The organism is Curtobacterium sp. MCJR17_055 (genome assembly GCF_003224335.1).
Taxonomy (GTDB): domain Bacteria; phylum Actinomycetota; class Actinomycetes; order Actinomycetales; family Microbacteriaceae; genus Curtobacterium.
Window position 1 is genome coordinate 185573 of the sequence record NZ_QKLF01000005.1, and the last position, 15468, is coordinate 201040.

At 71.3% G+C, this 15468-nt stretch carries 13 protein-coding genes and 1 tRNA gene; 2 read left to right on the forward strand and 12 right to left on the reverse strand.

Going from position 1 to position 15468, the window contains the following annotated elements; genetic code table 11:
• Positions 1–71: 71 nt before the first annotated feature.
• Entirely contained in the window at positions 72–986 is a 915-nt protein-coding gene (locus DEJ16_RS12785; RefSeq protein WP_181419591.1) for a multidrug DMT transporter permease, read from the reverse strand.
• A 39-nt stretch (positions 987–1025) separates the two neighbouring features.
• Here DEJ16_RS12785 and def point away from each other — a divergent pair, with 39 nt between their 5' ends.
• The gene (gene def / locus DEJ16_RS12790; protein WP_110825337.1) at positions 1026–1601 is read left to right on the forward strand and encodes a peptide deformylase; all 576 of its coding nucleotides are present in this window, start codon (positions 1026–1028) and stop codon (positions 1599–1601) included.
• A 36-nt stretch (positions 1602–1637) separates the two neighbouring features.
• On the opposite strand, the gene DEJ16_RS12795 is transcribed toward def, so the two are convergent.
• From DEJ16_RS12795 to dusB, 11 genes are all read right to left on the reverse strand, one after another.
• Entirely contained in the window at positions 1638–2150 is a 513-nt protein-coding gene (locus DEJ16_RS12795; protein WP_110825336.1) for a hypothetical protein, read from the reverse strand.
• Positions 2151–2310: 160 nt separating this feature from the next.
• A tRNA-Asn gene (locus tag DEJ16_RS12800) sits at positions 2311–2383 on the reverse strand.
• A 128-nt stretch (positions 2384–2511) separates the two neighbouring features.
• Complete coding sequence (locus DEJ16_RS12805) at positions 2512–3519, reverse strand: D-isomer specific 2-hydroxyacid dehydrogenase family protein (RefSeq protein ID WP_110825335.1); 1008 nt, start codon at positions 3517–3519, stop codon at positions 2512–2514.
• The gene (locus tag DEJ16_RS12810; RefSeq protein WP_110825334.1) at positions 3516–4391 is read right to left on the reverse strand and encodes an ATP-binding cassette domain-containing protein; all 876 of its coding nucleotides are present in this window, start codon (positions 4389–4391) and stop codon (positions 3516–3518) included. Before DEJ16_RS12810 ends, DEJ16_RS12805 begins: the two co-directional genes overlap by 4 nt.
• A gap of 138 nt (positions 4392–4529) precedes the next feature.
• A complete protein-coding gene (locus DEJ16_RS16065; protein ID WP_375232121.1) occupies positions 4530–6236 on the reverse strand; it encodes an ABC transporter ATP-binding protein in 1707 nt (568 codons plus the stop codon).
• Entirely contained in the window at positions 6233–7231 is a 999-nt protein-coding gene (locus tag DEJ16_RS12820; protein WP_110825333.1) for an ABC transporter permease, read from the reverse strand. Before DEJ16_RS12820 ends, DEJ16_RS16065 begins: the two co-directional genes overlap by 4 nt.
• 2 nt (positions 7232–7233) lie before the next feature.
• Positions 7234–8328 carry an ABC transporter permease gene (locus tag DEJ16_RS12825; protein WP_110825332.1) on the reverse strand — a complete coding sequence of 365 codons (1095 nt, stop codon included), beginning with the start codon at positions 8326–8328 and terminating at the stop codon, positions 7234–7236.
• A gap of 70 nt (positions 8329–8398) precedes the next feature.
• Entirely contained in the window at positions 8399–10018 is a 1620-nt protein-coding gene (locus tag DEJ16_RS12830) for an ABC transporter substrate-binding protein (RefSeq protein WP_110825331.1), read from the reverse strand.
• Between the two features lie 303 nt (positions 10019–10321).
• A complete protein-coding gene (dnaG, locus tag DEJ16_RS12835; protein WP_110825330.1) occupies positions 10322–12256 on the reverse strand; it encodes a DNA primase in 1935 nt (644 codons plus the stop codon).
• Between the two features lie 90 nt (positions 12257–12346).
• Positions 12347–13627 carry a deoxyguanosinetriphosphate triphosphohydrolase gene (locus DEJ16_RS12845; protein WP_110825329.1) on the reverse strand — a complete coding sequence of 427 codons (1281 nt, stop codon included), beginning with the start codon at positions 13625–13627 and terminating at the stop codon, positions 12347–12349.
• The gene (gene dusB, locus DEJ16_RS12850; RefSeq protein ID WP_110825328.1) at positions 13624–14775 is read right to left on the reverse strand and encodes a tRNA dihydrouridine synthase DusB; all 1152 of its coding nucleotides are present in this window, start codon (positions 14773–14775) and stop codon (positions 13624–13626) included. Before dusB ends, DEJ16_RS12845 begins: the two co-directional genes overlap by 4 nt.
• Positions 14776–14822: 47 nt before the next feature.
• Here dusB and DEJ16_RS12855 point away from each other — a divergent pair, with 47 nt between their 5' ends.
• A complete protein-coding gene (locus tag DEJ16_RS12855) occupies positions 14823–15311 on the forward strand; it encodes an aminoacyl-tRNA deacylase (RefSeq protein ID WP_110825327.1) in 489 nt (162 codons plus the stop codon).
• The last annotated feature ends 157 nt before the right edge of the window (positions 15312–15468 follow it).

Below are 15468 nucleotides of genomic sequence, written 5' to 3' on the forward strand. Positions count from 1 at the left end.
TCCGCCGCGCGGCTGACCCGGGTCATCCCCCGGGGTCGCGCCGGACGGGAGGCACGCCTCCCGTCCGCCCGTCAGCGGCGGGTGTCGGGGTGGTGCTTCGCGAGCAGGAACACGCCCGTGATCGCGATCGCCCCGGCGACGAGGAAGCCGATGCCGGCGCCGACCGGCGCCCCGGCGGCCTCGTCGAGGACGATCACGCCGATGCCGACGGCGACGATGGGGTCGACGACCGTGAGGCCGGCGATGACCAGGTCGGCCGAACCGCTGGAGTACGCGTTCTGCACGAAGTACGCTCCGACAGCCGAGGCGACGACGACCCCCACGATCGCGAACACCGTCACCCAGTCGAACGTGCCGTTCACGATGCGGTTCAGCGTGACCTTGGCGAGCGTCGCGACGAAGCCGTACAGGACCCCGGCGCCGATGATGTAGTACAGCGCGTTCCGCCGCTTGGCCACGAGCCGGAACGACACCACGACGAGCCCCAGCACGACCGCCAGGACCACGAGGACGGTGATGAGCTGCCCGCGCCCGATCGGGCTCTCCCGGCCGTACAGCGCGGCGATGAGCACGAACAGGCCGACGCCGCCGATGCACGTCCACACCGCCCGACGTGCCCGGGTGCCGAGCGGGACGCCGCTGCTGCGGGACGAGAACCACGTCGTCACCACCAGGGCGACCGCACCGAGGGGCTGGACGACGATGAGCGGCGCGTAGGTGATGCTGACGAGCTGCAGCACGATGGCGGCACCGAGCATGAGCGTGCCGAGCACCCAGTTGCCGCTGCCGAGCAGGGCCAGGACGTGTCGGACGGACAGGCCCTTCGACTGCTGCCCCAGCCGGGCCTCGACGCGCTGGACGCCGCGGCTCTGGAACTGCGCACCGAGCGACAGGAACACCGCACCGACCAGTGCCACGGGGATCATCAGGGCCTGGAACGGGGTCAGGTTCTGCACCACGTCGGGGATCGGCAGGTCCGGTGTCACGGGTCGAGGCTATCCGACCCGCGCGGATACCCTGGGAGCATGCCCGTCCTGCCGATCCGGATCACCGGTGACCCCGTCCTGCACACCCCCGCGACCGAGGTGACCGTCTTCGACGATGCCCTCCGCGCACTCGTGGCCGACATGGTCGAGACGATGGACCTCGCTCCCGGTGTCGGCCTCGCCGGTCCTCAGGTCGGTGTCGGCAAGCGGCTGTTCGTCTACTCGTGGACGGACGACGACGGCGTGCTGTGGCGGGGTGTCGCGGTCAACCCGGTGCTGTGGACGACTCCCCCGCTGCCGGAGTCGGTGGAGGAGCTCGACGAGGACGAGGAGTCCGAGGGGTGCCTGTCGATCCCCGGGGAGCGCTTCCCGCTGCGCCGGTCGGAGGGCGCCCTCCTCCGCGCGGTCGACGAGTACGGCGAACCCTTCGAGATCGAGGCGCACGGGTGGCTCGCCCGGGTGTTCCAACACGAGTACGACCACCTGGACGGCCTGCTGTACGCGGACCGGCTGGTGCACCCGTACGCGAAGCAGGCGCAGAAGGCCGTGCGGAAGAACAGCTGGGGCGGTCCGGGGAAGTCGTGGCTGCCGGGTCGGGACCACCCCGAGGGCTGAACGCTCCACCGGCACACCGCGTCCGGCAGCCGGGCGTCAGCCCCGGTACGTGTCCAGGGCGTCCCGGAGCCGGCCGATCTCGGGGTGCCCCGGGCAGTAGCGCTCGAGCCCGGCCGCCAGGTGCGCCTGCGACCGGCTCGTCACGGCACCCGTCCACGGCGCCGTCCCGCTGACGGCGCACGCTGCCGCGAGCTGTTCGAGCGTCGCGTCGCCCTCCGTGGCGGCCAGGGCGGACCGCTGCTGCTCCGACGGCTCGGTGCCCGTGATCGGTGCCGCCGTGCACGAGGTCCTGCCGTCCTCCCAGACGGCCGCGGCGGTCGTGTAGGTCTCGGTCTCCGGTCCGTCGCCGACGGCGCAGGTGAAGGCGAACACGATCGGTGCCGACCCGCTCGGGCCGGACGTCGCGGAACTCGCGGACGACGTCGGTTCCTCCGCGACCGCGCGGTCTGTCAGGTCGTCGGCCGAGGAGCACCCGGTGAGCGCCGTCACGGCGAGCCCGAGCGCCAGCACGGCGACGGTGGTCGCGGAGCGGCGGGGACGACGGGGCACCTGTGGACGTTAACAGCATCGGGCGGACGATCGGCTGAGGATGCGCACCACGGCGCCCGGGAACCGCAGGCCCGCGCCGTGCGGCACACGAGTCGGGCCAGGACGGGCGAGCCGGGCCGGAACGCAAGAGGCCCCCACCCCGGAGGGTGAGGGCCTGTCGCTCCCCGAGTTGGACTCGAACCAACAACCTGCCGGTTAACAGCCGGCTGCTCTGCCAATTGAGCTATCGAGGATCACTGTGTCCTCCGCTGGAGAGCGGTTGAACAGCGGGTAACAGCATAGCAGCAAACGTCCAGCGTCCCGCGCATCGGTCGCGCATCCCGGGCGTGCCGCACGGGAAGCCCTGGTCTGGGGCGGATCGTCAGTACCCCGCGGCCGGGTCGACCACGCCGATGAAGCCGGTGCCGTCGGCGCGGAGGAACGCCGCCACGTTGGTGCCGACCCGCTCCGCCAGCAGCGGCGCGACCATGTCCGGGGTGTCCGCCTGGTGCGGCGTGACGAGGGCGCCCGGCTCGCTCCACAGCGGGTGCCCGTCGGGCAGCGGCTCCGGGTCGGTGACGTCGAGTCCGGCGGCGGCGATGCTCCCGGACCGCAGGGCGTCCACGAGTGCGTCGGTGTCGACCAGCCCGCCACGGGCGATGTTCACCAGTCGGGCGTGGTCGGGCATGAGCGCGAACTGGTGCGCGCCGAGCAGGCCGGACGTCCCCGCCGTCATCGCGGCGGCGACCACGACGACGTCGGCGTCCGGCAGCACGTCGTCGAGCTGGTCGGTCGTGACGGTGCGGTCGGCGCCGGGGACGTCGTCGGCGGAACGGCGGACGACGGTGACCCGGACGTCGAAGGGCGCGACGAGGCGCAGGTACTCGAGCGCGATCCCTCCGGCGCCGATGAGGACGACGTGCCGGCCGTAGAGCGACAGGCCCTCCGGTTCGCGGCCCCAGGTCGTCGTGCGGGCGCGCTTCTGCAGCACCCGCAGGGTCGCGAGCGTCAACGCGAGGGCGTGCTCGGCGACCGGCTCGGCGTAGGCGCCCTTGGCCGAGGTGAAGAGCACGCGGTCGCCGTGCTCCGCGATGAGGTGGGCGAACGCGTCCACGCCGGCGAACGGCAGCTGCACCCACGTCACCCCCGGGGCGGTCGTCAGCGCCTGCTGCAGGCCGTCGGGGTCGCTCGCGTCGAGCCAGACGATGCCCCGCGTGTCACCGCCGAGGTCGGCGAGCGTCCCGCCCGCCTGCCGCACGGCGTCCTCGTGCAGATCGGTGGGCGTCGGCAGGACCGTCACGGCACCCGGGGTGGGCGGCCCGACCGGCAGGGGACGCCCGCCGTCGGTGACGACCGCCCGGTGTCCGCGTTGCTGGTGCTGTTCGCTCATGCTTGTCGTACCCCTCCTCGGCCGGCCGCGACCGGCTTGCGCTTCACCGGGCGCGACGCCGTCGCGGCGAGCGTCCGGACGTACGGGTCGAGCGGGTTGTCGAGCACCTCGTCGAAGGTCCCGAGCCCGACGAGCCGGCCCTCGTTCATGACGGCCACCCGGTCCGCGAGTGCCCGGGCCTCGCGCAGGTCGCTCGACACCACGATCGCCGAGAACGCGCGCTTCCGCTGCAGGCCGACCAGGGCCTCGAGCACGGACTGGCGGACGAGGACGTCGACACCGCGCGCGGGTTCGTCGGCGACGAGCAGCTGCGGTTCGAGCACGAGCGCACGGGCCAGCGCCACGCGCTGCCGCTGGCCGCTGGAGAGCTCCCACGTGTTCAACCGCAGGACCCCGAGCGGCAGGTGCACGGCGTCGACGAGCCGCGCCACGATGAGCCCGGCCTCCTTCCGGTCGAACCGGCGGTCGCGCGCGTAGATCGGTTCGGCGATGGCCTCGCCGACGAGCAGGTCGGGGCGGAGGCGGTCGGCGCCGTCCTGCGGCAGGTAGCCGATCTGTCCGGTCAGCCGTGCGTGGCGTCGCGAGGACGGCCGGATCCGGCGCATCCGCTCGCCGAGGACGGTGAGCTCCCCGCCGATGACCCGACGCCGGTGCGCACCCTCGCCCTCGCCGTTCGTGCCGAGCTGACCCGCGACCGCCGCCGCGAAGGTCGACTTGCCGGAACCGGACGCACCGAGGACCGCGAGCACCTCACCCCAGCCGAGTGACAGGCTCACGCCATCGACGGCGCGGATCGGGCTGGTGACCGCACCGCCCCGGTACTCGATGCTGACGTCGTCCGCGACGACGGCCGGCCCGTTCTCCCCGGTCATGCAACCCCTTCTCGTGCCGCGCGCACCCTGCTGCGGCACCGTGTCGGGAGGCCCGGCCGCACCGCCGACGCGACGTGCGTCGCGGACGGGGGCCGGGCCTCCAGGCTGGTCGTGCTGCCGTCGGTCCTGACCGAGCGGTCAGGCTCCGGCCTGCTCCAGTCGCTCCAGCGTACGCCGTCGCTCGGCCTGCTCCTCCGGGTCCGGCACCGGCAGCGAGGCCAGCAGCCGCTGCGTGTAGGGGTGCTGCGGCGCGCCGAGGACCTGCGCGGTGGTGCCGGTCTCGACCAGGTCGCCGCGGTACAGCACCGCGATCCGGTCGGACAGCGCGCCGACGACGGCGAGGTCGTGGCTGATGAACAGCGACGCGAAGCCGAAGTCCTGCTGCAACTCGAGGAACAGTTCCAGCACGCGGGCCTGCACCGACACGTCGAGCGCACTGGTGGGCTCGTCGGCGATGAGCAGCTTCGGCCGGAGCGCGAGCGACCGGGCGAGCGACGCACGCTGCCGCTGTCCGCCGGAGAGCTCGTGCGGGTACCGGTCGCCGTACGCCGCGGGCAGCTGCACGGCCTCCATGAGCTCGTCGACCTGCTTGCGGGCCGCGCGCGGCGACGAGGCCACTCCGTGCACGACGAGCGGCTCGGCGACGGCCTCGGCGATCGTCAGCAGCGGGTTGAAGGACGTCGCCGGGTCCTGGAAGACGAACCCGATGTCCTTCCGCAGCCGCTTGAAGTCGCGCTCCTTGTACCCGAGCATCTCGGTCCCGAGCACCTCGAGCGAGCCGCCGGTGATCTTCGTCAGACCGGCGATCGCGCGGCCGATGGTGGTCTTGCCCGATCCGGACTCCCCCACCAGACCGAGCACCTCGCCGGGACGGATCGACAGGTCGACGCCCTTGACGGCACGGAACGGCGCGGCGCCGAGCCGGCCCGGGTAGACGATCTCCAGGCCCTTCGCGGACACGACGGGCTCCACGTCCTCGGTGATCGCCGCACGCCGGGCGACGCCGGTCGACGCCTCGAGCCGGGGCACCGCGGCGAGCAGGCGCTTCGTGTAGTCGGCCTGGGGCGCCGCGAAGAGCTGGTGCACCGGCGCCTCCTCGACGATCTCGCCCTGGTACATGACGGCGACCCGGTCGGCCAGGTCGGCCACGACCCCCATGTTGTGCGTGATGACGACGATCGCCGCACCGAACTCGTCACGGCACCGGCGGAGCAGGTCGAGGATCTCGGCCTGCACGGTGACGTCGAGCGCGGTGGTCGGCTCGTCGGCGATGATGACGCTCGGCTCGAGGGCCAGCGCGCTCGCGATGACGACGCGCTGCTTCTGTCCGCCGGAGAACTGGTGCGGGTAGTGGTCGACGCGGGTCTCCGGGTCGGGGATGCCGACGCGGCCGAGGTAGTCGATCGCCTTGGCGCGCGCCTCCTTCTTCGACATCCCGCCGTGCGCCCGGAGGCCCTCGGCGATCTGCCAGCCGACCGTGAAGACCGGGTTGAGGGCCGTGGAGGGCTCCTGGAACACCATCGCGCCGGCCGTGCCCCGCAGGTCGCGGAGCTTCTGCGCGCCCACCGACACGACGTCGGTGCCGTCGAGCAGCACCGCGCCGCCGAGCGTCGCGGTCTCCGGCATGAGCCGGAGCATGCTCCGCGCCGTCACGGACTTGCCGGAGCCCGACTCGCCGACCAGGGCGAGCACCTCACCCGGGCGGACGTCGAGGCTGACGCCCTTCACCGCGTCGACGGCGCCGCCGTCGGTCGCGAAGGTGACGGTCAGGTCGTCGACGACGACCACCGGGTCGGCTGCCGTCCGGCCGGTGTCGGACCGGAGGCCCGAGGGGACGTCGCTCACGAGCCCGCTCCTTCCGTCGTGGCCGCCGCGCGACGCGTGGAGACCAGCTGCTTCAGCCGACGACGCGCACGGAGACGCGGGTCGGAGATGTCGTTGAGGCTCTCACCGATGAACGTGACACCGAGGACGAGCAGCACGATGGCGACACCCGGGAAGACGCCCGTCCACCAGACGCCGCTGGCGACGTCGGACAGTGCACGGCTGAGGTCGTAGCCCCACTCCGCACCCTGCGTCGGTCCGATGCCGAACCCGAGGAAGCCGAGGCCGGCCAGGGTCAGCACGGCGTCGCTCGCGTTGAGGGTGAGGATGAGCGGCAGCGACCGGGTGGAGTTCCGGAGCACGTGCCGGGTCATGATGCGCCACGGGTTCGTGCCGATCACGCGCGCCGACTCGACGAACGCGTCGTTCTTCAGACGGACGGCCTCGGCACGCACCACGCGGAAGTACTGCGGGATGTAGACGACCGTGATCGAGATCGCCGCGGCGATGATGCCGCCCCAGTAGGTCGACCGGCCGCCGGAGACGACGATCGAGACGACGATCGCGAGCAGCAGCGACGGGAACGCGTAGATCGCGTCCGCGACGACCACGAGGATCCGGTCGAGCCAGCCACCGATGTAACCGGAGACCATGCCGAGCAGGACGCCGATGGTGATCGAGACGATCACGGCGACGATGACGACGAGCACCGCGGTGCGCGTGCCGAAGAGGACGCGGCTGAAGACGTCGAGCCCGCCGACGGTCGTGCCCCAGATGTGCTCGGCACTCGGCGCCGCCGTGCGCGGGAAGTTCACGCCGTCCGCGCCCTGCTGCTGGCCGAAGCCGTACGGGGCGATGAGCGGGGCGAAGAGCGCGACGAGCAGGAACAGCGCGCAGATGACGACGCCGACGATGAGCATGGCGCGCTGCCATCCGGTGCTCCGACGGAGCTGGACGACGACGGGGAGCCGCTTCCACAGCGGCTCGTGGCGGTCGACGAGGGTGATGTCGGACATCGTCAGAACCTCACTCTCGGGTCGATGAGCGCCGCGATGACGTCGACGACGAAGTTCGTGACGGCGACGATCACCGCCAGCATCGCGACGATGCCCTGCACGGCGACGAAGTCACGGGCGGACAGGTACTGGTTGAGCTCGAAGCCCAGGCCACGCCAGCCGAAGGTCGTCTCGGTGAGCACCGAGCCGCCGAGCAGCATGGCGATCTGCAGGCCCATCACGGTGATGATCGGCACGAGTGCCGGTCGGAACGCGTGCGTCCGGACCAGGCGGGACTCCCGGACACCGCGCGACCGGGCCGCGTCGACGTACTCGGACCCGAGCGACCCGATCATGTTCGCGCGTACCAGGCGCAGGAAGATGCCCGCGGTGAGCAGGCCGAGGGTCAGCGCCGGCAGGACGGCGTGCTGCAGCACGTCGCTGATGATCTGACCGTTGCCCGTCCGCAGGGCGTCGATGATGTAGATGCCGGTCGGGTTCTCGATCCGGTCGAGGATGAGCTGCGCGCGGGTAGACGCGCGGTCGCCGAGGGGCAGCCAGCCGAGCCACACGGAGAACACGAGCTTGAGCAGCAGGCCGCCGAAGAACACCGGCGTCGCGTAGGTCAGGATCGCGAGCGCGCGGAGGAGCACGTCGGGCCACTTGTCGCGCAGGTAGGCGGCGAGCATGCCGAGCGGGATGCCGAGCACGAGGGCGACGATGAGCGCGTAGAAGACGAGCTCGGCGGTCGCGCCGCCGTACTGCAGGATGATCTCGGTGACCGGCCGGTTGTCGGTCGACGTCGTGCCGAAGTCGCCGCGGACGATCTGGCCGAGGTACTCGAGGTACTGGACGATCACCGGTCGGTCGTAGCCGGCGGCGTGCAGGCGTTCCTGCAGCTGGGTCGGCGTGAGGCGACCACCGACGGAGGCGGTGATCGGGTTCCCGACGACGCGCATCAGGAAGAAGACGAGCGTCACCAGGATGAAGACCGTCGGGAAGATCAGGAGGAAGCGGACGAGGACGTACCGACCGAGTCCGCCGCCGCCACTGGCACGTCGCTGTGCCTGTGGCTTCGTCGGCTCCGTGTCGATCGCCTCGGGGTTCGTGAGGGTCACGGGGTGGGTGCCTTTCGCATGACGCGACCGGGGGTGCCCCTCGTGGGAGCACCCCCGGTCGTCCGTCTGGTTACTTGGTGATGGTCCCGTAGCGGAACTTGAACGACGCGTCGAGCGTGACGCCCTTGACGTCCTTGCCGGCCACGGCGACCGACTTGCCCTGCAGGAGCGGGAGGGTCGAGATCTGCTCGGCCTCACGCTGCTGGGCCTTCTCGATGATCGCGGCGCGCTTGTCCGCGTCCGACTCCTCCTGCTCGTCGGCGATCAGACCCTGGATGGTCGGGTCGTCGTAGTGGTTCTGCACGAAGTTGTCCTTCGTGAAGAACGGCGACAGGTAGTTGTCGGCGTCGGAGAAGTCCGGGAACCAGCCGAGCTGGTACAGCGGGTAGGCGTCCTTCGTGCGCTCGACGGCGTAGGTCGTGTAGACCGTCGACTGGATGTTGACGGTGAACAGACCCGAGTCCTCGAGCTGCGTCTTGAGCGTCGCGTACTCGTCGTCCGAAGCCGAGCCGTAGTGGTCCGGCGAGTACTGGATGTCGAGCTCGACCTTGCCCGTGACGCCCGCGTCGGCGAGGGTCTTCTTCGCCTTGTCGACGTCCGGGGCACCGTTGCCGTCGCCGTAGAGCGACTTGAACGGCGTCGCGGCACCCGTCAGGCCGTCCGGCACCATCGAGTAGACCGGCGTGTAGGTGTCGTTGTAGACCTCCTTGGCGAGCTCGTCACGGTCGACGACGTCCGCCACGGCCTGACGCACGGCGAGGGCCTTGGCCTCGTCGGCGTCGTCCTGGCCGGTCCCGAAGGGCTGGGTCTTGAAGTTGAAGACCACGTAGCGGATCTCGCCGCCGGGGCCGTCGATCACCTGCAGCGCGTCGTCCTTGCGGAGCGACGAGATGTCGGTCGGGGTCAGAGAGCGGTACGCCACGTCGACGTCGCCCTGCTGGACGGCGAGCTTGAGGTCGGTCTCCTTGGTGAAGTACTGGGCGGTGACGTCCTTGGTCTTCGCCTTGTCGAGGACACCGTCGTACTTCGGGTTCGCCTTGTAGGCGATGAGGTCGTTCTCCTTGTAGGAGGTGATCGTGTACTGGCCGGCGAAGGCCTTGCCCTTGACGATGTCCTCGGCGCTGGTGAGCTCGGTCGCCGAGAAGACGTCCTCGTCGACGATCGGACCGGCGGGGCTCGAGAGCACCTGGGGCCAGGTCTGGTCGGCGTGGTCGAGGTGGAACACGACCGTGGTGTCGTCCGGGGTCTCGATGCTCTTGAGGTTCGCGAGCAGCGACCACGGGCCGTTGTCGTTCTTGATCTTCAGGTCACGCTCGAACGAGAACTTGACGTCGCTCGAGGTGAGGTCGTTGCCGTTCGCGAACTGGAGGCCCTTCTTCAGGGTCACCTCGTACGTGGTCGGGTCGGTGAACTCGGCCTTCGTGGCGATGTCCGGCTCGACGTCCGGGCTGCCCGTCGGGGTGTTCATGAGGAACGGGAAGACCTGGTTCTGCACGGCGAACGAGCCGTTGTCGTACGAGCCGGCCGGGTCGAGCGACGTGATCTTGTCGGTCGTGCCGATGATCAGGCCGTCCAGGTCGCCGGTGCCGCCGCTGGTGCCGCCTGCGCAGCCGGTGAGCACGAGCGCGGTCACTGCCGCGCCGGCGCCCAGCGCGAGGGTGCGCTTGCCCCATGTGGGAACGGATGCCATGTCCGATTGCCTCTCTGGTGTGGTTGCAGGAGTCCTGGGACCGAGGTGGAACGGGCTGTGACCGGTCGCAGGGACGTTCAATGGTCACACCCTGCCAGACAACGGAGCGCTCCGGGAACGGATTGTTTACACCGCTGTAACGCACGATCGCAGCTTCGAGGGCAGCATCGGAGTCGGTGTGCCCGGCGCGGCGCGCATCTTCGTTGCGCTCGGGACGCCTTGTTGCGTCCGGCAATTCCGCAGTACTCCGCGGGAGTCAGGACCTGGCGACGGACCGCGACGACCGGTCGGGAGGGCCCGGCCTCAGGCTCCGGGGGTGTCCGCGCGGAGGCGCATCCGCTGGGCGTCGAGGTCGACGAGTTGCCGCTGCACATCCGCCCGACGCTCCTGGTCGGACGGGTCGGTGCGCTGCAGCTGTCCGAGCAGCGACGCCTTGCGGGCGAGCAGGTCGCGCTCGACCAGGGCCACCACGATGCCGCGGCAGTAGATCGCCAGGTCCTCGTCAGAGCGCGCCGGGATCGGCGCCAGGGCGAGTTCCTGCACGAGCGAGCGGAACGGCGCCGGCACGTCCGCGAGCAGCTTGTCGAGCCAGGACCGGTCCCCCACGGCATCGATGTTGGCGACGACAGCGTCGCGGACGACCGAGAGCATCCGTGCCGAGAACGTGGCGGACGCCGCCAGGCCGAGCAGCGGCACACCGACGGACTGCGGCTGCTGCACCATCGCCATCACCGCGTCGCGCTCCATCCGCGCGATCGGGTCGTCCGGCAGGGACCGGAGGCTCGCCTGCGGCTCCTCGGGCACGCTCGGTCCGGCGCCGTGACCGGGGTGGCCGTTCCCCGAGCCGGTGTGACCGGCGCCGGACGGACCTGGCGACCGGGTCTCCGCGCCGCTGTCGGCCGGGCGTCGCCGCGCCGCAGAGACGGCGCGACGGACGTCGTCGATGTCCATACCGAGCCAGCCGGCGGTGTTCCGGATGTACCCGTCGGCCAGCGCGCGGTCCCGGATCTCGGAGATGACCGGCGCCGATTCACGGAGTCCCGCGACGCGCCCCTCCACCGTGTCGAGGTCGTGGCCGTCCAGCCGACGGCGGATCATGAACTCGAACATCGGTCGACGGTTCTCGACGAGCCGGCGGACGGCGTCGTCGCCGCGGGCCAGGCGCAGGTCGCAGGGGTCGAGCCCGCCCGGCGCGACCGCGACGTAGGTCTGTGACGCGAACCGCTGCTCCTCGGTGAAGGCACGGGAGGCGGCGCGCTGCCCGGCCTCGTCCGGGTCGAAGGTGAAGACGATCTGCCCGAGCTGGGAGACGTGCTGTGCGGCGGAGTCGCCGAGCATCGGTCGGAGGACCTTGATGTGGTCGACCCCGAACGACGTCCCGCAGGTGGCCACCGCGGTCGTGATCCCGGCGAGGTGGCACGCCATGACGTCCGTGTAGCCCTCGACGATGACGACCTGCTTGCCCTTCGCGATCTCCTTGCGGGCGAGGTCGATCCCGTAGAGCACCTGGCTCTTGTGGTAGATCGGCGTCTCCGGCGTGTTGAGGTACTTCGGCCCCTTGTCGTCCTCGAGCAGCCGTCGTGCGCCGAAGCCGATGGTGGCCCCGGTGACGTCCCGGATCGGCCACATCAGGCGTCCGCGGAACCGGTCGTACGGGGACCGGTCACCCTGGCTGACCAGTCCGGCGGCGACGATCTCGTCGATGCTGAACCGGAGGCCGCGCAGGTGGTCCTTGAGCGCGTCGAACGACTTCGGTGCGAAGCCGACGCCGAAGTGCTGCGCCGCCGCCGGGTCGAAGCCGCGCTCGCCCAGGAACCGGCGGGCCGGCTCGGCCGCGGCCGTCGTGAGCTGCGCGGTGAAGAACGCCTGCGCGGCCTCGTTCGCGGCGATGAGCCGGGCGCGCGCGTTGTAGTCGGTCCGCGGCCCGTCGCCCTCCTCGTAGTGGAGTGTGAAACCGATCTTGGCGGCCATCCGCTCGACGGCTTCCTGGAACGTCGTGTGGTCCTGCGACATCAGGAAGCTGAAGACGTCGCCGTCCTCACCGCACCCGAAGCAGTGGTAGCGACCGACCTGCGGGCGGACGTGGAACGAGGGCGTCCGCTCGTCGTGGAAGGGGCAGAGGCCCTTCAGTGACCCGACGCCCGCCGACTTCAGCGTGACGTAGTCGCCGACCACGTCGGCGATGTTCACGCGCGCGCGGACCTCGTCGATGTCGTTCCGCGCGATCAGGCCTGCCACCCGACGATTCTAGTTCGGCGGGCCGACGCCGGCGGACCGTGTGCACCCGCGTCGGGACACCGGTCCGCGCGGGCAACGGACCCGCTCCGGTCAGACGGCGATGGAGACCGTCTCGCGCTCCCCGACCACCAGCCGCTTGTGCCAGGCGAGCGCCCCCTGGTCGGTGAGGCTCGCCACCTGGTCCACCACGGTCCGGAGCCGTCCGGCGTCGTCCCCGGCGGCCCGCCAGTCGGCGGCGAACCCGGGCTCGAGTGCGGAGTCCTCTCGCGCGGCGATCGCGTCGAGCAGTTCGGTCAACACGCGCCGCTGGTCCTCGTACACGGGCTGCCGGTCGCCGTGCGTCATCACGAAGGCCGCGACGATGCCCTTGAGCACCGCGATCTCGCCGATGATCTCCGGCGGCGTGACGACGCTCGCGGCGAACCGGACGAGCGAGCCGGAGGCGTAGGACTCCCGAGTCGCCGTGGTCGCGGTCCGGGCGAAGCGGCCGATGAGCTGACTCGTCAGGTTCTTCAGGCGTGCCTGGTCCTGCCGCGAGCCGTCGTACGAGGTCATCCACAGCGACATCCCGCGCAGGCGGTCGAACGCCTCGAGCAGTTCGTCGCGGCTCAGGTCGTCGCCGACCCAGGCGTGCATGGCGGTGACGATGTCGTTCTCACCGACGCGGTCGCCGAGCGCAGCGACGTCGATGAAGCCCGCGACGACGGCGTCCTCGAAGTCGTGCACCGAGTACGCGATGTCGTCGGACAGGTCCATCACCTGGGCCTCGATGCACCGCTGTCGTCGCGGTGCGCCGGCGCGGAGCCAGGCGAAGGCCTCGTGGTCGTCGTCGTAGAAGCCGAACTTGGTCCGTCCCGACGACGCCTCGCCGACGCCCTGCGACGCCGGCCAGGGGTACTTGCAGCTGGCGTCGAGGGAGGCCCGGGTCAGGTTGAGCCCGTAGGCCCGGCCGTCGTCGCCGTAGACCTTCGGCTCGAGCCGCGTGAGCAACCGCAGCGTCTGCGCGTTGCCCTCGAACCCGCCGATGCCGGCGGCCCAGGCGTTGACCGCGGTCTCGCCGTTGTGGCCGAACGGCGGGTGCCCGATGTCGTGCGCGAGGCACGCCGTGTCGACGACGTCCGGGTCGAGGCCCAGGCTGTCGGCGAGCTCGCGCCCGACCTGCGCCACCTCGAGCGAGTGCGTCAGGCGGTTCCGGGCGAAGTCGAGCCCGGTGGTCGGGCTGAGGACCTGCGTCTTCGCGGCGAGGCGGCGCAGCGCGCTGGAGTGCAGCAGGCGGGCGCGGTCACGCGCGAAGTCGCTCCGCCGGCTGCTGTGCTGCTCGGGGAACCACCGGTCGGCGTCGGCCGGACCGTACGACGAGGTGGCGCTCATCCGCCGCTGTGGTGCATCTCGGCGGCGGCGAGGACCTTGCGGAACTCCGCGTCCACATCACGGCTCTCGAGCCACCGGTCGGGCAGTGCGGTGCGCTTGGCGTGGCCGGCACGGCCCCGCGGACCCTCGACGTCGGCGCCCGGGTAGGGGGCGCTCCAGTCGAGCTTGCCGAGCAGGTCGTCGATCTCCTGCAGGCTCGACGCCATCGCGAGACCGGAACGGACCTCTCCGCCGATCGGGTACCCCTTGAAGTACCACGCCACGTGCTTCCGGATGTCCCGGCAGCCGTGCTCCTCGGACTCGAAGAACTCGACGAGCAGCTCGGCGTGCCGACGGAAGGCGACCGCGACGTCACCGAGGCTCGGTGCCGCGCGGACGTCCTCGCCCCGGAACGCCGCGGCGAGGTCGCCGAACAGCCACGGTCGGCCGAGGCAGCCGCGTCCGACGACGACGCCGTCGCAACCGGTTTCGTCGACCATCCGGAGGGCGTCGGCCGCGGACCAGATGTCCCCGTTGCCGAGCACCGGGATGTCGGTGATCGTCTCCTTGAGGGTCGCGATCGCCGACCAATCGGCCTGGCCCGAGTAGTGCTCGTTGGCGGTACGAGCGTGCAGGGCGACGCTCGCGACACCGGCGTCCCGCGCGATCTTCGCCGCGTCGAGGTAGGTGAGGTGGTCACCGTCGATGCCCTTGCGCATCTTCACGGTGACCGGCACGTCGCCCGCGGCCGCGACGGTCTTCGTCACGAGGTCCCGGAACAGGTCGAGCTTCCAGGGCAGGGCCGCACCGCCGCCCTTGCGCGTGACCTTCGGCACCGGGCACCCGAAGTTGAGGTCGATGTGGTCCGCGCGGTCCTCGCCGACCAGGATCGTGGCGGCCTCGGCGACGGTGTTCGGTTCGACGCCGTACAGCTGGATCGACCGCGGGGTCTCGGACTCGTGGTGCCGGATCAGCCGCATCGACTCGGGCGTCCGCTCCACCAGGGCACGGGAGGTGATCATCTCGCACACGTACAGCCCGGCGCCGTACTCGCGGCAGAGGCGGCGGTACGCCATGTTCGTGATGCCGGCCATCGGGGCGAGCACGACGGGCGCATCGACCTGGATCGGGCCGATGCGCAGGGGTGCTGCTGCTTGTGTGATCGTCATACCTCGCCCATTCTCCCACGTCGGCTGCCGCCGGTAGCGTTCTCCACATGACCGATCCCGATGCCGTCTCCCGCTTCGACGCCGACGCTGCCGCCCGGGGCCTCGACGTCCAGGTCGTCGAGCGTCCCGCGGCCGATTCGCTCGAGGGCGCCGCCGCCCTGCTCGGCATCGACCCCGGCGACATCGTGAAGACCCTCGTGGTGAAGCGGCACGACGGCGGCTTCCTGCTCGCCCTCGTCCCCGGCGGCCGGAGCATCGCCTGGAAGAAGCTCCGCACCGTCGTCGGCGTGAACAAGCTGTCGATGCCCGACGCGGCCACGGCCCTCCAGGCCAGCGGCTACGAGCGCGGCACCATCACCCCGATCGGCGCGACCGGCGACCTGCCGGTGTACGCCGACGAGCGGGTGCTCGGCCGACGGATCGCACTGGGAGCGGGTCGCCAGGGCGCGAGCGCGTTCGTCGACGGCGACGCACTCGTCGCCGCCTACGGCGCGACGATCGCGGACATCACCGACGAGGAGCCCGCCCGCCCCTGACGGAGCCCGCGTCAGTCCGGGACCTCGGACCAGTCCCCCTCGGCTCCCGGCACGAAGCACGAGTCGCCCTCGCAGACGGGGGCGCCGCCGGCCGTGACCAACGTCAGGAGGGCGGGTCGTCCCTCTCCCCACGAGCTCGGCCGCCCCGCCGCTTCGC